This window comes from Streptomyces sp. NPDC045968, from assembly GCF_056430475.1.
Map to the genome: position 1 here is coordinate 68,349 of NZ_JBWKLF010000001.1, position 18,956 is coordinate 87,304.

Consider the following 18,956-nt stretch of genomic DNA (forward strand, 5'->3'; position numbering starts at 1 on the left):
GCACCACCGGAAGAAGCGGGCGAAGCGCAGACTCCCCATGCGCTATCTGCTCCCGTCACTGCTTCTCGTCGCCCTGCTCGCCATGCTCATGCTGCGTGGCTACGTACACAGCGAGATCCTCGCGGACCACCGGATCCAGCCCCCGGCCCCCACCACCCATGTGCCGAAGAAGGTCCTGGAGGGCGGCCCGGTCATCGACGCCCGGTCGGCCACCGAGCCCGCCAAGACGCTGCGCATACCCGATCGCAAGATCGTTCTCACCTTCGACGACGGCCCGGACCCGGTCTGGACGCCGCGGGTCCTGGACGCGCTGAAGAAGTACGACGCGCACGGCGTCTTCTTCGTCACCGGCACCATGGCCTCGCGCTACCCGGACCTCGTCCAGCGCATGGTCGACGAGGGCCACGAGGTCGGGCTGCACACCTTCAACCACCCCGACCTCTCCTACCAGTCGCCCAAGCGCATCGACTGGGAACTCTCCCAGAACCAGCTGGTGCTGGCGGGCGCGGCCGGTATCCGTACGTCCCTGTTCCGGCCGCCGTACTCCTCGTTCTCCGACGCGATGGACAACAAGTCCTGGCCGGTCACCCAGTACATCGGCAGCCGCGGCTACCTCACCGTCGTGAACAACACCGACAGCGAGGACTGGAAGCGCCCCGGTGTCCGCGCGATCATCGAGCGGGCCACGCCCAAGGGCGGGCAGGGCGCCATCATCCTGATGCACGACTCCGGCGGCGACCGGTCCCAGACCGTGGCCGCCCTGGACACCTTCCTGCCGAAGATGGAGCAGCGGGGGTACGAGTTCACCAACCTCACCGCGGCCCTCGGCGCCTCCAGCGCGCACACCCCGGCGACCGGGTTCGCGCTGCTCAAGGGCAAGGCGTTCGTTTCCGCGGTCAGCGTCTCGGAGCGGATCACCGATGCCCTCGTGGTCGGTCTCGCCGCCATCGGCGTGCTGGTCATCGCCCGCTTCGGCCTGATGCTGCTGCTCTCGTTCCTGCACGCGCGACGGGTCCGCAAGCGAGACTTCAGCTGGGGCCCGCCGCTCGCCAGACCGGTTTCGGTGCTCGTTCCCGCGTACAACGAACGCGAGTGCATCGCCGCGACCGTGCGGTCGCTGGTGGCCAGCGACTATCCGGTCGAGATCATCGTCATCGACGACGGTTCCACGGACGGCACGGCCGACATCGTCCAGGCGCTGCGGCTTCCGAACGTCCGGGTCGTCCGCCAGCGCAACGCGGGCAAACCCGCCGCGCTCAACAACGGCATCGCGCACGCCCGTTACGACATCGTCGTGATGATGGACGGCGACACGGTCTTCGAACCCTCCACGGTCCGCGAGCTCGTCCAGCCGTTCGCCGACCCGCGGGTCGGGGCGGTCGCCGGCAACGCCAAGGTCGGCAACCGCGACTCGCTCATCGGCGCCTGGCAGCACATCGAGTACGTGATGGGCTTCAACCTGGACCGCAGGATGTACGACCTGCTGGGCTGCATGCCCACCATCCCCGGCGCGGTCGGAGCCTTCCGCCGCGACGCGCTGGACCGGGTCGGCGGCATGAGCGAGGACACGCTCGCCGAGGACACCGACGTCACCATGGCCCTGCACAGGGACGGCTGGCGCGTCGTGTACGCGGAGAACGCGCGCGCCTGGACCGAGGCACCGGAGTCCGTGCAGCAGCTGTGGTCGCAGCGCTACCGGTGGTCGTACGGCACCATGCAGGCGATCTGGAAGCACCGCCGTGCCGTCATCGAGCGGGGCCCCTCGGGCCGGTTCGGACGGGTCGGGCTTCCGTTCGTCTCGCTCTTCATGGTCGTCGCCCCGCTGCTGGCGCCCCTCATCGATGTCTTCCTGCTGTACGGACTGGTCTTCGGCCCGACGGGGAAGACGGTCGCCGCCTGGTTCGGCGTCCTGGTGGTGCAGGCGGTCTGCGCCGCGTACGCCTTCCGGCTCGACCGGGAACGCATGGTCCACCTGATCTCCCTGCCGCTCCAGCAGATCCTGTACCGCCAGCTCATGTACGTCGTACTGCTCCAGTCGTGGATCACCGCTCTCACCGGCGGCCGGCTGCGCTGGCAGAAGCTGCGCCGTACGGGAGTGGTGGGGACGCCCGGCGCCCCGCAGAGCGGGCGCACGGCCGCCGGACGGGACCGGAGGCCCGTGGCATGACCTATCCGAACCAGCCGTATCCGCAGGCACACCCGGACCAGCCGTTCCCGCAGGCGCGTCAGCCACTGCCGTTCCAGCCCGTGCCTCAGCCCCTGCCGTATCAGCAGCCCCCGCAGCCCCTGCCCTCCCAGCAGCCCTCGCACGACTCCCCGGCCCAGGCCCCGTCCCCTCAGCCCGCCAGGGACGAAGCGGCGAAGAAGCCCGGACGCGACCGCTATCTCGACCTGCTGCGTGCCGTCGCCCTCGTCCGTGTCGTCTTCTTCCATCTCTTCGGCTGGGCCTGGCTGACGGTGATCTTCCCGTCCATGGGCGTCATGTTCGCCCTGGCCGGTTCGCTGATGGCGCGCTCGCTGGCCCGGCCCGCCCTGACCGTCGTCCGTGACCGGATCCGCCGGCTGCTGCCGCCGATGTGGGCGTTCTCGATCGTCGTCGTGCCGGCCATGTTCGCGCTGAGCTGGCGGCCCGTACGGGAGGAGGGGCTGTGGTGGTTCGTCAAGCTCGGCTGTTACCTCCTGCCGGTCGGCTCCCCGCCGTTCCCCGAGGAGAGCGGATCACCCGGCGGGTACTTCGAGGTGTCCTGGGCCGACCAGGGTGTGGGCCCGCTCTGGTACATCAGGGCCTACCTCTGGTTCGTCATCGCCTCGCCGCTGCTGCTGAAGGCGTTCCGCAGACTGCCGTGGGTGACGCTGCTCGCCCCGATCGGCCTCACCGCCCTGCTCGGCACGGATCTGGTGACGATCCCCGGGGCCACGGGCGAGGCCGTCCTCGACTTCACCGTGTTCGGCTCCTGCTGGGTGCTGGGCTTCGCCCACCACGACGGGCTGCTGAAGCAGGTCCCGCGCTATCTGGTGGTGTCCTCGGCCGCGATCGTCATGGGCTTCGGCCTGTGGTGGGCCTCCGGCCACCTCACCGACGAGGGCTGGAACCTCGACGAGATCCCGCTCGCCCAGTCCACCTGGTCCTTCGGCTTCTGCGCGATCCTCCTCGTCTACGCCCCGTCCTGGCGGCAGCTCCCGGGCAGGCTCGCCGGCTGGGACAGCCTGATCACCCTCGCCAACAACCGGGCCGTGACGATCTACCTCTGGCACAACCTGCTGCTGATGGCGAGCGCGCAGCTCGTCGACCAGCTGTGGAACGTCCCCTGGGTCGGCGACCACCTCGGCTCGTACCTGGAGAGCTCGTACACCGTGCTCACCCTGATCGCGGTCTGGCCCCTCCTGGGCGTCGCGATCCTCGGGGTGGGCTGGGTCGAGGACGTGGCGGCCAGACGCAGACCGCGCCTGTGGCCGAACGGCACCGGGAAGGCCCCGGAGAAGCCGCCGCAGGACCGCACGGGCGGTCACGCCCGCGCCCGCTGACCGCTCCGTCCCTCACCGGGCCGTCCCCGGCCCGGTGAGAGCAAGGTTGCCTACCGGTCACCTCACAGCACCACGCCGAAACGCGCGCTCCATACGGTCGGGACACAAGCACCCGACACCCTGTGGAGGCGCGTGATGGCCGGCCGTTGGATCGAACAGTGGGAGCCGGAGGACGAGACCTTCTGGCGCGAGTCGGGCGAGCGCATCGCCCGGCGCAATCTCTGGTTCTCCGTGCTCTCGGAGCACATCGGATTCTCCATCTGGACCCTGTGGTCGGTGATGGTCCTGTTCATGGGGCCGGAGTACGGGGTCGACCCGGCCGGGAAGTTCTTCCTGATCTCCACGGCCACCCTGGTCGGAGCGCTCGTCCGTGTGCCGTACACCTTCGCCGTGGCCCGCTTCGGCGGACGCAACTGGACCGTGTTCAGCGCGCTGACGCTGCTCGTGCCGACCGTCGCCGCGTTCGTGGTGATGGAACCGGGGACCTCGTACGGCACGTTCGTGGCCGTCGCCGCGCTCGCCGGGATCGGCGGCGGCAACTTCGCCTCCTCCATGACGAACATCAACGCCTTCTTCCCGCTCCGCAAGAAGGGCTGGGCGCTCGGGCTCAACGCGGGCGGCGGCAACATCGGCGTGCCCGTCGTCCAGCTCGTCGGACTGCTGGTGATCGGCACCGCGGGGGCCACGTACCCGCGGATCGTGCTCGGCGTGTACGTACCGCTGATCGTCCTCGCCGCACTGTGCGCCGCGTTCCGCATGGACAACCTGCGCCCCGTGCAGAACGACACCGGGGCCGCCAGGGAAGCGGTCCGCGACCCGCACACCTGGATCATGGCGGTGCTCTACATCGGCACGTTCGGCTCGTTCATCGGCTACAGCTTCGCGTTCGGCCTCGTCCTGCAGACCCAGTTCGGACGGACCCCGCTCCAGGCCGCCTCGCTCACCTTCATCGGACCGCTGCTCGGCTCCCTGATCCGGCCCGCCGGCGGCTGGCTCGCCGACCGGTACGGCGGCGCCCGCATCACCCTGTGGAACTTCGCGGGGATGGCCGCGGCGACCGGAGTCGTCGTCTACGCCTCCGGGACCGAGTCCCTCGGCGTCTTCCTCGTCGGCTTCATCGCCCTGTTCGTCCTGACCGGCCTCGGCAACGGATCGACGTACAAGATGATCCCCGGGATCTTCCACGCCAAGGCCGTCAGCAAGGGCATGCGGGGCGAGGAGGCGGCCGCGTACGGGCGGCGTCTGTCCGGGGCGGCCATGGGGCTCATCGGGGCGGTCGGCGCACTCGGCGGACTTGCGATCAACCTGGCGTTCCGGCAGTCCTTCCAGACGGCGGGCAGCGGGACGGCCGCCTTCTGGTCCTTCCTCGCCTTCTACGCGGTCTGCTTCACCGTGACCTGGGCGGTATACCTTCGCCGGACCGCCGCGGTGGCCGCGAAGCCGCAGCTCAGCTACGCCGAGGTGTGAGGAACACCGCGCCTCGCACAGGGGGACGTAACGGGTGTGAAATACAAGTGAACCGAGGCTGTCACGCAGTGTTGGCAGTCTCGGCCCTCCGCACCACCGAGCAGTAGCGGGACACGAGAGCCGGGTATCACGCCATGCACGACGACGCACAGCACGGGCCCCTCGCGGGCTTCACGGTCGGGGTGACCGCCGCCCGTCGCGCCGAGGAACTCGGCACACTCCTCCAGCGCAGGGGCGCCGTGGTGCTGCACGCGCCCGCCCTGCGCATCGTGCCCCTCGCGGACGACAGCGAACTCCTCGCCGCCACCAAGGAACTCATCGACGACGCACCCGATGTCGTGATCGCCACCACGGCGATCGGCTTCCGCGGCTGGGTGGAGGCCGCCGACGGCTGGGGCATCGGGGAGGCGCTCCTGGACATGCTGCGCGGCGTCGAACTGCTGGCGCGCGGCCCCAAGGTCAAGGGCTCCATCCGGGCCGCCGGGCTCACCGAGGCCTGGTCACCGGCCTCGGAGTCGATGGCCGAGGTCCTGGACCGGCTGCTCGCCGAGGGCGTCGAGGGCCGCCGGGTCGCGCTGCAACTGCACGGCGAACCGCTGCCCGGCTTCGTGGAGTCGCTGCGGGCGGCGGGCGCCGAAGTCGTCGGCGTACCCGTCTACCGGTGGATGCCCCCCGAGGACATCGCCCCGCTCGACCGCATGCTCGATCTCACCGTCTCCCGGGGCCTGGACGCGCTCACCTTCACCAGCGCGCCCGCCGCGGCCTCGTACCTGAACCGGGCCGAGGTCCGCGGACTGCTCCCCGAAATCCTGTCCGCACTCCGGGACGACGTCATGACGGTCTGCGTCGGCCCGGTGACCGCCCTTCCGCTCCAGGCCAGGGGCATCGACACACTCCAGCCGGAGCGCTTCCGGCTCGGTCCGCTCGTCCAGCTGCTCTGCGCCCAACTCCCCGCCACGGCCCGCCCGCTGCCGGTCGCGGGCCACCGGATCGAGATCCGCGGGCACGCCGTGCTCGTCGACGGCGCCCTGCGCCCGGTACCGCCCGCGGGCATGGCCCTGCTCAACGCCCTTTCCCGCAGGCCCGGCTGGGTGGTGGCGCGGGCCGAACTGCTGCGCGCGCTGCCCGGCAGCGGCAGCGACGAGCACGCCGTGGAGACGGCGATGGCCCGGCTGCGCAGCGCGCTCGGCGTGCCCCGGCTGATCCAGACGGTCGTCAAGCGCGGCTACCGGCTGGCGCTGGACCCGGTGGCCGACACGAAGTACGTGGAGTGAGCCCGCTGTCCCGGGCCGGGACCGCACCTGGCCCGGGATAGCGTGCTCGGATGATCCATGACAGCCACCCCCTCGCCGACGGTCTGACGCTGCGCCCCGCCGCCCTCTCCGACGCCGGCTCCCTCGCCGTCTCACTGACCCGCAGCCGCGCGTACATGCGGCCCTGGGAGCCCGCGCGGACCGAGGCCTTCTACACCCCGCAGGGCCAGACGGAACGCCTCACCGGACTGCTCGCCGACCGGGACGCGGGACGCGCGATGCCCTGGGTGGTGGCCGACGCCGAGGACCAGGCGGTCGGCGCGTTCACGCTCGCCTCCATCGAGCGCGGACCGTTCCGCAGCGGCCGGCTCGGTTACTGGGTCGACGTCGACCAGGCGGGCCGGGGGATCGCGACCGCCGCCGTCGGCCGGATCTGCGAGATCGCGCGCGACGGCTTCGGGCTGCACCGGGTCGAGGCCGGCACCGTCGTGGCCAACGCCGCCTCGCAGCGGGTGCTCGCCAAGTGCGGCTTCGAGCAGTTCGGGACGGCCCCGCGCTATCTCCACATCGACGGCGAGTGGCGTGACCACCGGCTGTTCCAGCGGATTCTGCACGACGGCCCGCCGCGCTGACCCGCGGGACCGCGGTCAGCCGACGGCGGACCTGACATGGCGGTGACCGTCCAGCGGGTAAGCGGGCGGAAGCGCCGGGAGGATACCGGCCAGCGCGAAACCGCACTTCTCCGCGACCCGGCAGGACGCCTCGTTGTCCACCTGGTGCACCAGCTCCAGGTGGGCGAGCCCGTCCCCGGCGAACGCCGCGAAGGCCCAGTCACAGAGCGCCGTGAGGGCTCTGGACGCGACCCCGCGCCCCCGCGCGGACGCCGTCGTCCAGTAGCCCACCTCGCCCGTGTCCCACGCCGGGCCGGGGCGCCTCAGCGAGAGATGGCCGACCAGTTCGCCGCCGCGCGCCGTGTCGGTCACGGCCAGACCGAGTCGGCTGCCGGCCGCCCAGCCCTCCCGCTGCTCGGTGATCCACCCGGCCGCCTCGTCGGCGCTCGTCATCCGCGTGGTCAGCCAGTGCCGCATCGCCGGGTCGGCGTACGCGCCGAGGAGGGCGGGAGCGTCGTCCTGCCGCCAGGGGCGCAGGAGCAACGAGCCCGCGGTGAGCGTGACTTCGTCCATCCGGACACGGTACGGAACGCGCTCGCGGCGCCGGGACGGTACCCACCCGGCAGGAGGGGTTCCGGGCCGGGCCGGTGACGGGCACTCTGAAGGTGACTCCCATCGGTGACCCCGAGGCGGTGACAGGCACATGGCTGCGGGCACGGGTGCGTACGACCGGTGGTTCGGCTCCGGCCGCGCCTGCCTCGACCTGGTGGCGACGGGGACCGGGCCCTCCGGCGCGTACGAACAGCTCACCGGGCCAGGACCGCTGACCGAGTGGCTGGTGGCCGCGGCCCTGGTGCCGTACGGGACCGTGCTCGTCACCGCCGACGGCCTCTGGGTGACCCGCTTCCGGCAGCTGCGGGAGGACATCGGCCGGCTGCTCACCGCCGAACTGGGCGGCGCCCGGGAGGACGCGGCCCTGGACCGCGTCAACGCACTGGCCGCCGGGGCGCCGCCCGGACCGCGCGCGGTCCGCGCCGAGGACGGCGCACTCGTCCGGCGCCTGAACGCCCCGCCGGCCTGCGGGGAACTGCTCGCCGCCGTGGCCCGGGACTGCGTGGACCTGCTCACGGACCCGGAGGCCAGGGCCGCCCTGCGCCGCTGCGAGGGCGACACCTGCCGGCGGCTCTACCTCGACACCTCACGGGGGCGCCGGCGCCGCTGGTGCTCCAGCGAAGTCTGCGGAAACCGCGCACGGGTGGCCCGCCACCGGCGCAGAGCGGCAGCCCCCGCGGACGGCCGCTGAAAAAAATCGCGCGCCGGGCTGAATGATCCGGCTCCCGGCTCCGTACCGATGGCCGAAGAGCTCGACAGGGTCTCGACCGGGAGGTTCGGGTGCGCAAGGATGCGGCCGTGGCCGATGACCGTCCGCACAGGGCTCGACATCGCAGTGAACCGCCCCGCACGGCCTCCGACGTCCCCGACGAGGAGCTGATGCGGGCGCTCTACCGCGAACACGCAGGGCCGCTGCTCGCCTATGTGCTCCGCCTCGTGGCGGGGGACAGGCAGCGTGCCGAGGACGTGGTGCAGGAGACGCTCATCCGTGCCTGGAAGAACGCCGGTCAGCTCAACCGGGCGACCGGCTCCGTACGCCCCTGGCTGGTGACGGTCGCCCGACGCATCGTCATCGACGCCCACCGCAGCCGGCAGGCCCGGCCGCGCGAGGTCGATCCGTCGCCGCTGGAGGTCATTCCCGCGGAGGACGAGATCGACAAGGCGTTGTGGCTGATGACGCTCTCGGACGCGCTGGACGATTTGACCCCCGCGCACCGGGAAGCATTGGTCGAGACCTATTTCAGGGGACGTACGGTCAACGAGGCCGCCGAGGTGCTCGGCATACCCAGCGGGACGGTGCGCTCGCGGGTCTTCTACGCCCTGCGTTCCATGAAGCTCGTACTCGAAGAGAGGGGGATCACGGCATGAGCGACCACGAGTGGCAGCCGTTCGGGTCCCGGCCCTCCGGCCCCCGTGGCCCCTCGGGGCCCGCAGGGCCGCCCTCCGGCCCCTTCGAGCACCCGGTGGAGGGTCCGGGGCACGACGCCGCCGGCGCCTACGTCCTGGGCATCCTGGACGAGGCGGAGGCGAGCGCCTTCGAGGCGCACCTCGCGCACTGCGCGCTGTGCGCCGCCCATCTCGACGAGTTCGCCGGCCTCGAACCCATGCTCGCGATGCTCGCCGAAGCCCCCGCCGCCCACCCGGGCGCCCGCCCCGTCCCGCACGTCCCGGAGCCGCCCGCCCCCGCGGTGCTCGGCCGGCTGGTCGACGAGGTCGCGCGGAAGCGGGACCTGCGCCGCCGCCGCGGCAGGTATCTGATGGCGGCGGCGGCCGCCGTGATCATCGCGGGCCCTGTGATCGCCGTCACGGTCACCGGAGGCGAGGACGGCGGACGGTCCGTGGCGGCGGGGGACCCGCACCCCACCAGCCCGGCCGAGGACGCCTTCTTCCACCACATGGAGGAGAAGGCCGCGGCGACCGACCCCGCCACCGGGGTCGACGCCACCGTCGGCATGGAGGCCAAGGCCTGGGGGACCCACGCGGTCCTGCGGCTCAACAACGTCAAGGGCCCCGAGAAATGCAGCCTGATCGCCGTCTCCAAGACCGGCGAGGAGGAGGTCGTCACCTCCTGGTCCGTACCGAAATGGGGGTACGGGATCAAGAACTCCCCGCACCCGTCCGCGAAGTACCCGCTGTACGTGCACGGCGGCGCGGCGATGGACCGCGACGACATCGACCACTTCGAGGTGCGCACCTTCGACGGCGAGCGGCTGGTGGAGATCGACGCGTGAGCACGTGAGCGCACCTTCCGACGCGCAATCGCAATGCTGGTGGCAGGTGCGGAGCGGGCCCCCCTTCGCGTACGGTTGACGGCTGCCCAGTGCACGTCAGAAGGGGGCCCCGGTGGCCGCGCAGGATGCCGCTGTCGATTCGTTGCGGGACCGGGAAATCGGTGTCGAGCAAGAACATCTGGACCGGGTTTACCACCGCCTCGAAGAGAAGATCGACGAGGCGGAATTTCTCATGCACGACGCCGTGAAGAGGGGCCAGGTCGGTACACCGGGGGCGCTCGCCGAGCGCGACGCCCAGGTCTTCCGCGCCGGGGTGCACCTCAATCGGCTGAACAACGAGTTCGAGGACTTCCTCTTCGGGCGGATCGATCTGCTGCTCGGCAAGGACGGTGAGCGCGGCCCGGACGGCGCGTTCACCTCCGTCGAGCCCGCCGACGACGCCGTACGCCCGGACAACAACGCGGACATCGCGGAGACGCTCCACATCGGCCGCATCGGCGTCCTCGACTCCGACTACGCGCCGCTGGTGATCGACTGGCGGGCCCCGGCGGCCGCGCCGTTCTACCGGTCGACGCCGAAGGAACCGGGCCGGGTGGTACGCCGGCGGGTCATCCGGTCCAAGGGCCGCAAGGTCCTCGGGGTCGAGGACGACCTGATGCGCCCGGAACTCACCGCGCACCTGGGCGGCGACACGCTGCCCGTCATCGGCGACGGTGCGCTGATGGCGGCCCTCGGCCAGGCCCGCAGCCACACGATGCGGGACATCGTCTCGTCCATCCAGGCCGAGCAGGACATGGTGATCAGGGCCCCCGCCGCCTCCGTCACGGAGGTGTCGGGCGGCCCCGGCACCGGCAAGACCGCGGTGGCCCTGCACCGGGCCGCGTACCTCCTCTACCAGGACCGGCGCCGGTACGCGGGCGGCATCCTGGTCGTCTCGCCGACCCCGCTCCTCGTCGCCTACACCGAGGGTGTCCTGCCCTCGCTCGGCGAGGAGGGCCAGGTCGCGATCCGCGCCGTCGGCTCGCTGTCCGACGAGGCGGCGGGCATCGAGGGCGCCACCACCTACGACGAACCGGCCGTCGCCCGTATCAAGGGCTCCTCCCGCATGCTCCACGTGCTGCGCAAGGCGGCACGCGGGGCGCTTGAGCAGCCCAGGACGCAGGGGGAGAGGTCGCGGGACGGCCAGTTGTCGTTCGGGGACGAGGACCAGGAACCGGCGCAGCCCGCCGGCACCCCCACGCGGCTCCGGGTGGTCGCCTTCGGCGCCCGCGTCGAGCTGAACGCCGACGAGCTCCAGCGCATCCGGAACAACGTGCTCAGCGGCACGGCACCCGTCAACCTGCTGCGCCCGCGGGCCCGCAAGCTGCTGCTGGACGCCCTGTGGAGCAAGTCGTCGGGCCGGGGCCGCTACACCGACCCCGAGCTCGTCGCCGAACTGCGTTCCTCGTTCGACGAGGATGTCTCCACCGAGACAGCGTTCCTCACCTTCCTCAACGACTGGTGGCCCGAGCTCACCCCCCGCGGGGTGCTCGCCACGATGGCCGACGAGAAGCGGCTCGGCCGGTGGGCCCGCCGCATCCTCAACCAGGGGGAGGTGCGACGGCTGGCCCGTTCCCTCAAGCGGCTCGACAGCGAGGGCCGTGGCCCGCTCTCCGTCCACGACGTGGCGATCCTCGACGAGCTGCAGACGCTGCTCGGCGTCCCGCACCGGCCCCGGCGGAAGCGCGAGTTCGACCCGCTGGACCAGCTCACCGGTCTTGAGGAGCTGATGCCGCAGCGCGAGGAGACCCAGTGGGAGCGGGCCGAGCGGCTGGCGGCGGAGCGTACCGAGTACGCCCACGTCATCGTCGACGAGGCTCAGGACCTGACGCCCATGCAGTGGCGGATGGTCGGCCGCCGGGGCCGGCACGCCACCTGGACGATCGTCGGCGACCCCGCGCAGTCCTCCTGGTCCGACCCGGACGAGGCGGCGGCGGCCCGCGACGAGGCGCTCGGCAGCCGTCCCCGCCGCCGTTTCACACTCACCGTCAACTACCGCAACCCGGCGGAGATCGCGGAACTCGCCGCGAAGGTGCTCGCCCTCGCGATGCCGGGCATGGAGTCCCCGGCGGCGGTCCGCTCGACCGGCGTGGAGCCCCGCTTCGAGCCTGTGGGCGACCGGGACCTGGCCACCACGGTCCGCGAGGAGGCGCGCAGGCTGCTCTCCGAGGTGGACGGCACGGTCGGTGTGGTGGTCGCCATGAACCGCCGCGCCCAGGCCCGCGAGTGGCTCGCGGAGCTCGGGGAACGCGTGGTGGCGCTCGGCAGCCTGGAGGCGAAGGGCCTGGAGTACGACGCCACGGTCGTCGTCTCTCCGGCGGAGATCGCGGACGAGTCACCGGCCGGGCTCCGGGTGCTGTACGTGGCGCTGACCCGTGCCACGCAGCAGCTCACGGTGGTGTCCGGGGAGCGTGACATGCCCGACGCGAACGGGGTCCCGGACCTGCTGAGGGACTGACGGGGGGAGGGGCCGGGCGGCCGATCCCAGATCGGGCGGACACGCGGGAATCACTTTCCGGGGGTCTTTGTTAGCCTGGTGTTGGCACCGGCTCGATCCAAGCCCCCGGGCCCAACCTTCGTCGCTTCGAGCGACCACTTGCCGCGAGGCGAGCATGGCGGGTCGGTGCCACTTAAATGAAGAAGACAGGCCCGCGTCACCTCACGGTGGCGTGGGCCTGTTTTCGTTGCGGGACAGGTTGCCGACCGGCTGGGGGTTCCGCCGAACGGTCAACTTCTCGTATGGTGGAAACTACTTTCCGAACTGTGGCAGTCATTACCGGCTACCGGCCGGTAGGTGCGACGATCGGAAAGCGTGACCGCGGCGAGTGCCGCGGTACACGCGGCAATGAAGCTAAGGAAAGCGAAGGACTCGGCCATGGCAACGGCGCCCAGCGTCTCGTACTCGATGACGGTCAGGCTGGAGGTGCCCGCGAGCGGCACAGCGGTCTCCCAGCTCACCACGGCCGTGGAGTCCTCCGGCGGTTCGGTCACCGGCCTCGACGTGACCGCTTCCGGCCACGAGAAGCTGCGGATCGACGTCACCATCGCGGCCTCCTCCACCTCGCACGCGGACGAGATCGTCGAAGGTCTGCGCGACATCGAGGGTGTGGTGCTCGGCAAGGTCTCCGACCGTACGTTCCTGATGCACCTCGGCGGCAAGATCGAGATGGCGTCCAAGCACCCCATCCGCAACCGTGACGACCTCTCGATGATCTACACCCCGGGTGTCGCCCGCGTGTGCATGGCGATCGCCGAGAACCCCGAGGACGCCCGCCGCCTCACCATCAAGCGCAACTCCGTCGCAGTCGTGACGGACGGCTCCGCGGTGCTCGGTCTCGGCAACATCGGCCCGATGGCCGCGCTGCCGGTGATGGAGGGCAAGGCGGCCCTGTTCAAGCGCTTCGCCGGCATCGACGCCTGGCCGATCTGCCTGGACACGCAGGACACCGACGCGATCGTGGAGATCGTCAAGGCGATCGCCCCCGGCTTCGCCGGCATCAACCTGGAAGACATCTCCGCACCCCGCTGCTTCGAGATCGAGGCACGGCTGCGCGAGGCCCTGGACATCCCGGTCTTCCACGACGACCAGCACGGCACCGCCATCGTCGTCCTGGCCTCCCTGACCAACGCCCTGCGCGTGGTGAGCAAGAAGATCGGTGACGTACGCGTCGTCATGTCCGGCGCGGGAGCGGCCGGCACGGCCATCCTGAAGCTGCTCATCGCCGCGGGCGTCAAGCACGCCGTCGTCGCCGACATCCACGGTGTGGTGCACGCGGGCCGCCAGGACCTGGTCTCCGCCGACCCCGATTCGCCGCTGCGCTGGATCGCGGACAACACCAACCCGGAGGGCGTCACCGGCACCCTCAAGGAGGCTGTCGCGGGCGCGGACGTCTTCATCGGGGTCTCCGCCCCCAACGTCCTGAACGGCGACGACGTCGCCGCCATGGCGGACGGCGCGATCGTGTTCGCGCTCGCGAACCCGGACCCCGAGGTGGACCCGGCAATCGCCCGCCAGACGGCAGCAGTTGTCGCCACCGGCCGCTCGGACTTCCCCAACCAGATCAACAACGTGCTGGTCTTCCCGGGTGTCTTCCGCGGTCTGCTGGACGCTCAGTCCCGCACCGTCAACACGGAGATGATGCTCGCCGCGGCGGGCGCCCTCGCGGACGTCGTCGCGGAGGACGAGCTGAACGCGAACTACATCATCCCCTCGGTCTTCAACGACAAGGTCGCGGGAGCCGTCGCCGGAGCGGTCCGCGCCGCCGCGAAGGCCGCGGGAACCGCCGCCGAGAGCACCTCCGACCTCTCCTGAGGCACGCCCTCCGCGACGGCCGGCCCCGGCTTCCGCGGAGGGTGCCCTACCTCACCCGCGCGCCCGTACGGCGCGTCGCGGGTCGCGGCGTCCCAAACGCCCCTTTAGGGTGGCGGGCAGCGGGCCCCGCTGGGCCCGGCATCCGCTGCGGACCGCTTCAGGAAGTCGACGGAACGTCACTACGGGCACGCCGTGGCGCTTTTCGTGTGACTCCGGAGGGTTCCGGATTGGCTTTCCCGCCGCTGGTGGGGGCAGGATGCGTATTCGGGCGAGAGGGTCTGACATCAGACCCGGGTCCGGGGACTGTCAGAGGGCCCTGGCAGCATCGGCTTCGATCTCACGCCTCACAGGCAAGAAGAACACGGGAGTACAAACATGAACCGCAGTGAGCTGGTGGCCGCTCTGGCCGACCGCGCCGAGGTGACTCGCAAGGACGCCGACGCCGTGCTGGCCGCGCTCGCCGAGACCGTCGGAGAGATCGTCGCCAAGGGCGACGAGAAGGTCACCATCCCCGGCTTCCTGACCTTCGAGCGCACCCACCGTGCCGCTCGCACCGCTCGGAACCCGCAGACCGGCGACCCGATCAACATCCCCGCCGGTTACAGCGTGAAGGTCTCCGCGGGCTCGAAGCTCAAGGAAGCCGCCAAGGGCAAGTAAGTCCCTGAGCAGCAAACGAAGAGCGGCCACCCTGTGCGGGGTGGCCGCTCTTCGGCGTATACGGCCCTGGAGGGCCCCGCAGACGGCGAACGGCGGCGACCCCCTCCCAGGGGGCCACCGCCGTCCGCTGTGTGCCGCTGCGGGCCGCTAGACGAGCGCGCCGCCCGGCAGTTCGACCTTGGCGCCGAGCTTCTCGAGCTTCTCCATGAAGTTCTCGTAGCCGCGGTTGATCAGATCGATGCCGTGCACCCGGGAGGTGCCCTGCGCCGCCAGAGCGGCGATCAGGTACGAGAAACCGCCGCGCAGGTCGGGGATGACCAGATCGGCGCCCTGGAGCTTCGTGGGTCCCGACACGACCGCCGAGTGCAGGAAGTTGCGCTGTCCGAAGCGGCAGTCGGAGCCGCCCAGGCATTCGCGGTAGAGCTGGATGTGGGCGCCCATCTGGTTGAGCGCCGAGGTGAAGCCGAGCCGCGACTCGTACACCGTCTCGTGGACGATGGACAGGCCGCTGGCCTGCGTCAGCGCCACCACCAGGGGCTGCTGCCAGTCGGTCTGGAAACCGGGGTGCACGTCCGTCTCCAGGGCGATGGCGTTCAGCGCGCCGCCCGGGTGCCAGAAGCGGATGCCCTCGTCGTCGATCTCGAAGGCCCCGCCGACCCGGCGGAAGGTGTTCAGGAAGGTCATCATCGAGCGCTGCTGGGCGCCGCGCACGTAGATGTTGCCTTCGGTCGCCAGCGCCGCGGACGCCCAGGAGGCGGCCTCCAGGCGGTCCGGGATCGCCCGGTGCGTGTAACCGTCGAGCCGGTCGACACCCGTGATCCGGATCGTCCGGTCGGTGTCCATGGAGATGATCGCGCCCATCTTCTGCAGTACGCAGATGAGGTCCTCGATCTCCGGCTCCACGGCCGCGTTGGACAGTTCGGTGACACCCTCGGCGAGCACGGCCGTCAGCAGCACCTGCTCGGTGGAGCCCACCGAGGGGTACGGCAGCCGGATCTTCGTGCCGCGCAGTCGCTGCGGGGCCTCCAGGTACTGGCCGTCGGCCCGCTTCTCGATCGTCGCGCCGAACTGGCGCAGCACCTCGAAGTGGAAGTCGATGGGCCGGCCGCCGATGTCGCAGCCGCCGAGCCCCGGGATGAAGGCGTGGCCCAGGCGGTGCAGCAGCGGGCCGCAGAAGAGGATCGGGATGCGCGACGAGCCCGCGTGGGCATCGATGTCGGCGACGTTCGCGCTCTCGACGTGGGAGGGGTCGAGGATCAGTTCGCCCGGCTCCTCACCGGGGCGGACGGTCACGCCGTGCAGCTGCAGCAATCCCCGGACCACCCGTACGTCACGGATGTCGGGCACGTTGCGGAGCCGGCTGGGCCCGCTGCCGAGCAGCGCGGCGACCATCGCCTTGGGCACCAGGTTCTTGGCGCCTCGGACGCGGATCTCGCCCTCGAGCGGGGTTCCGCCGTGGACAAGCAGGACATCGTCTGTGCCGGTCATGAATCTCGCGTTCCGGAGTGATCGGGCGGGGGGCCATCGAAAAGGGTAATGGCCTCCTACCCCCCTTCCGTAAGGCAAACGGGCGTGTACGAACGTCATGAATCCGCCACAACACGCTCCGCCCAACACTCCTGGCGGAGGGTTACCGTCCGGAACGGGGCCGAAAAGTGCGCTCCCTGTGCGTCCGTGCGCCCCTGAGCTGCGCTCCCACCGTTCCGCCACCGGCCGGTCCACTTGGTGTCCGCGAAGGCCGAAGATGCGGGATCATTTCTGCCATGACCGAGGTGTCCTCGCTCACAGGGCGGCTGCTCGTGGCCGCACCCGCCCTGGCGGACCCGAATTTCGACCGCGCGGTGGTGCTGCTCCTCGACCACGACGAGGAGGGCTCGCTCGGCGTGATCCTGAACCGCCCGACCCCGGTCGGTGTCGGCGACATCCTCGCGCCCTGGGCCGGACTCGCCGGTGAACCGGACGTGGTCTTCCAGGGCGGCCCCGTCTCCCTCGACTCGGCGCTCGGTGTGGCGGTGATCCCCGGCGACGACGGCCCCCTCGGCTGGCGCCGGGTGCACGGGGCGATCGGGCTGGTGGACCTGGAGACCCCGCCGGAGCTGCTGGCCGCGGCTCTCGGCTCGCTGCGGATCTTCGCCGGGTACGCGGGCTGGGGCCCGGGACAGCTGGAGGCGGAGCTCGGCGACGGCGCCTGGTACGTGGTGGAGTCCGAGCCGGGCGACGTGTCGTCGCCCCGCCCGGAGAACCTCTGGCGGGCGGTCCTGCGCCGCCAGCGCAGCGAGCTCGCGATGATCGCGACGTACCCCGACGACCCTTCGCTCAACTGACGCCCGGTCCTTCGCCGAACCGGCGCGCGGCCCCCTGCCGGCCCGGCGGCGCGTCCGGGCGCACCTGAGGGCTCCGGCAGGGCGCGGGCTTCAGTACCCTTGGCGGTTATGAGCACTCTTGAGCCCGAACCCGGGGCAGGTACGGGGACCCTCGTTGAGCCGGCACCACAGGTGTCGCACGGCGACGGCGACCACGAGCGCTACGCCCATTACGTCCAGAAGGACAAGATCATGGCGAGTGCCCTGGAGGGCACCCCCGTGGTGGCGCTGTGCGGCAAGGTCTGGGTACCGGGGCGCGACCCCAAGAAGTATCCGGTCTGCCCCATGTGCAAGGAGATCTACGAGTCCATGGGCGCCGGCGGCGACAAGGACAAGGGCGGCAAGGACAAGAAGTAGTCCGCACCGGTCCGCGGCCGCGGAGAGACCGATGGCAGGGCCCCCGGGGGCGCGCAGCACAGCGCGCCCCCGGGGGCCCTTCGCGTTGCACGGGCTGCACCCGCTGGTCACAGAGTGGTAGAGACCACTTGTCGGCGCCCTGATGCCCCCCTACTCTCCTGCCAGTTGTGCAGAACGAAACGCGCGTTGCGCATGATGCAACGACTGACCGGTAGGGGCCCCGATGAATCTTTCTGCCCGAATTGCCGCCCCGGCTGCGGCGCTCGTACTGGCGGGCCTCACCGCCACCGCCTGCGCACCGCAGACCTCCGACACCAGTGCCAAGGGCGACGAGAAGTCCGGCACGCTCCGCGTCTGGCTCTTCCAGGAGGTCGGCAACAAGCCCAAGGAGCAGGTCGTCGACGCGGCCGTCGCCGACTTCGAGAAGCGCCACAAGGGCGCGAAGGCCGAAATCGAGTACATCCCCGTCGACACCCGCGCCCAGCGGATCAAGGCCGCCTTCAACGACCCGAAGAGCGCCCCGGACCTCATCGAGTACGGCAACACCGACACGGCCGGATACGTGAAGGACGGTGGACTCGCCGACGTGAGCCAGGAGTTCGCGGCCTGGGACGAGGCCAAGGACACCGATCCCATCGCCAGGCAGTCGGTGACGGTCGGCGGCAAGGTGTACGGGGCGCCGCTCTTCGTCGGCGTACGGGCGCTGTACTACCGGACCGACGTCTTCGAGGACCTGGGGATCGAGGTCCCCAAGTCCCAGGCCGAGCTGATCTCCACCGCGAAGAAGGTCCACAAGGCGAAGCCGGACCTGTACGGCCTCGCGGTCGGCGGCGCGTACACCTACGGCGCGATGCCGTTCATCTGGGCCAACGGCGGCGAACTGGCCAACGAGACCGGTGGGACGTACACGGCGGCGATCAACAGCGACAAGGCCCGCAAGGGCATCGAGGCCTACACCTCGCTCTTCGGCGACGCCAACTGTCCGGCCGCCAAGTGCGCCTCCATGGGCGGCAACGCGACCATCACCTCCTTCGCCTCGGGCAAGGCGGCCATGGCCATCGGCGGCGACTTCAGCCACACCGCGGTCGAGGCGGGCGCGGTGAAGGGCAAGTACGCGGTCGTGCCGCTGCCCGGCGTGGCGCAGGGTTCGATCGCCCCGGCGTTCGCGGGCGGCAACAACATCGGCGTACTCAAGAGCAGTTCGCACCGCACCCTGGCCGTGGACCTGATGAAGTCGCTGGCCGGCAAGCAGACCCAGGCCAAGCTCTTCGACGCGATGGGCTTCCTGCCGACCTACACCGACGTACGGGACAACGCCGCGAAGAAGGAGCCCTTCGTCGCGCCGTTCGTCCAGACCCTCGGTGCCGGCGCCAAGTTCGTCCCGGCCTCGCCGGGCTGGGGCCAGATCGACGCCTCGCTCGTCCTGCCGACGATGTTCCAGGAGATCGTCAGCGGACGTAAGGACGTCGCACAGGCCTCGGACGACGCCGCGAAGAAGATGGACGCGGCCTTCGCCGCCGCGGGCTGAC

16 protein-coding genes are annotated in these 18,956 nt (G+C 71.0%); 14 read left to right on the forward strand and 2 right to left on the reverse strand.

The features are described 5' to 3' along the window. Positions 1-37 precede the first annotated feature (37 nt). The 5 genes from AC07FA_RS00250 (at position 38) to AC07FA_RS00270 (ending at position 6,877) form a co-directional block, all read left to right on the forward strand. Complete coding sequence (locus AC07FA_RS00250) at positions 38-2,167, forward strand: bifunctional polysaccharide deacetylase/glycosyltransferase family 2 protein (RefSeq protein WP_479073400.1); 2,130 nt, start codon at positions 38-40, stop codon at positions 2,165-2,167. Further along, positions 2,164-3,525, forward strand: a complete 1,362-nt coding sequence (locus AC07FA_RS00255; RefSeq protein WP_479072431.1) for an acyltransferase family protein — start codon at positions 2,164-2,166, stop codon at positions 3,523-3,525. Before AC07FA_RS00250 ends, AC07FA_RS00255 begins: the two co-directional genes overlap by 4 nt. 135 nt (positions 3,526-3,660) lie before the next feature. Next, positions 3,661-4,992 carry a nitrate/nitrite transporter gene (locus AC07FA_RS00260; RefSeq protein WP_479072432.1) on the forward strand — a complete coding sequence of 444 codons (1,332 nt, stop codon included), beginning with the start codon at positions 3,661-3,663 and terminating at the stop codon, positions 4,990-4,992. Between the two features lie 134 nt (positions 4,993-5,126). Further along, the gene (locus AC07FA_RS00265; protein WP_479072433.1) at positions 5,127-6,266 is read left to right on the forward strand and encodes a uroporphyrinogen-III synthase; all 1,140 of its coding nucleotides are present in this window, start codon (positions 5,127-5,129) and stop codon (positions 6,264-6,266) included. A 50-nt stretch (positions 6,267-6,316) separates the two neighbouring features. After that, entirely contained in the window at positions 6,317-6,877 is a 561-nt protein-coding gene (locus tag AC07FA_RS00270; RefSeq protein WP_479072434.1) for a GNAT family N-acetyltransferase, read from the forward strand. A gap of 15 nt (positions 6,878-6,892) precedes the next feature. Here the strand turns inward: AC07FA_RS00270 and AC07FA_RS00275 are convergent, their stop codons facing one another. Then, the gene (locus tag AC07FA_RS00275) at positions 6,893-7,429 is read right to left on the reverse strand and encodes a GNAT family N-acetyltransferase (protein ID WP_479072435.1); all 537 of its coding nucleotides are present in this window, start codon (positions 7,427-7,429) and stop codon (positions 6,893-6,895) included. Between the two features lie 130 nt (positions 7,430-7,559). On the opposite strand from AC07FA_RS00275, the gene AC07FA_RS00280 reads away from it, so the two are divergent. The 6 genes from AC07FA_RS00280 to AC07FA_RS00305 all read left to right on the forward strand — a co-directional run bounded on the left by AC07FA_RS00280 (position 7,560) and on the right by AC07FA_RS00305 (position 14,707). After that, the gene (locus AC07FA_RS00280) at positions 7,560-8,159 is read left to right on the forward strand and encodes a CGNR zinc finger domain-containing protein (protein WP_479072436.1); all 600 of its coding nucleotides are present in this window, start codon (positions 7,560-7,562) and stop codon (positions 8,157-8,159) included. Between the two features lie 89 nt (positions 8,160-8,248). Beyond that, a complete protein-coding gene (locus AC07FA_RS00285) occupies positions 8,249-8,836 on the forward strand; it encodes a sigma-70 family RNA polymerase sigma factor (RefSeq protein ID WP_479072437.1) in 588 nt (195 codons plus the stop codon). Then, a complete protein-coding gene (locus tag AC07FA_RS00290) occupies positions 8,833-9,699 on the forward strand; it encodes a zf-HC2 domain-containing protein (protein ID WP_479072438.1) in 867 nt (288 codons plus the stop codon). The genes AC07FA_RS00285 and AC07FA_RS00290 overlap by 4 nt, the downstream gene beginning before the upstream one ends. Positions 9,700-9,811: 112 nt before the next feature. Further along, a complete protein-coding gene (locus AC07FA_RS00295; RefSeq protein ID WP_479072439.1) occupies positions 9,812-12,196 on the forward strand; it encodes a HelD family protein in 2,385 nt (794 codons plus the stop codon). Positions 12,197-12,613: 417 nt separating this feature from the next. Continuing rightward, a complete protein-coding gene (locus AC07FA_RS00300) occupies positions 12,614-14,050 on the forward strand; it encodes an NAD-dependent malic enzyme (protein WP_479072440.1) in 1,437 nt (478 codons plus the stop codon). Between the two features lie 375 nt (positions 14,051-14,425). After that, positions 14,426-14,707, forward strand: a complete 282-nt coding sequence (locus AC07FA_RS00305; protein WP_003968811.1) for an HU family DNA-binding protein — start codon at positions 14,426-14,428, stop codon at positions 14,705-14,707. 147 nt (positions 14,708-14,854) lie between these two features. Here the strand turns inward: AC07FA_RS00305 and murA are convergent, their stop codons facing one another. Then, positions 14,855-16,195, reverse strand: a complete 1,341-nt coding sequence (gene murA / locus AC07FA_RS00310) for a UDP-N-acetylglucosamine 1-carboxyvinyltransferase (protein WP_328910446.1) — start codon at positions 16,193-16,195, stop codon at positions 14,855-14,857. 275 nt (positions 16,196-16,470) lie between these two features. On the opposite strand from murA, the gene AC07FA_RS00315 reads away from it, so the two are divergent. The 3 genes from AC07FA_RS00315 to AC07FA_RS00325 all read left to right on the forward strand — a co-directional run bounded on the left by AC07FA_RS00315 (position 16,471) and on the right by AC07FA_RS00325 (position 18,955). Continuing rightward, the gene (locus AC07FA_RS00315; protein ID WP_479072441.1) at positions 16,471-17,031 is read left to right on the forward strand and encodes a YqgE/AlgH family protein; all 561 of its coding nucleotides are present in this window, start codon (positions 16,471-16,473) and stop codon (positions 17,029-17,031) included. A gap of 108 nt (positions 17,032-17,139) precedes the next feature. After that, positions 17,140-17,427: a DUF3039 domain-containing protein gene (locus AC07FA_RS00320; RefSeq protein ID WP_479072442.1), complete on the forward strand. Its 288-nt coding sequence runs from the start codon at positions 17,140-17,142 to the stop codon at positions 17,425-17,427. 223 nt (positions 17,428-17,650) lie between these two features. Next, positions 17,651-18,955, forward strand: a complete 1,305-nt coding sequence (locus AC07FA_RS00325; protein ID WP_479072443.1) for an extracellular solute-binding protein — start codon at positions 17,651-17,653, stop codon at positions 18,953-18,955. Position 18,956: the final 1 nt, after the last annotated feature.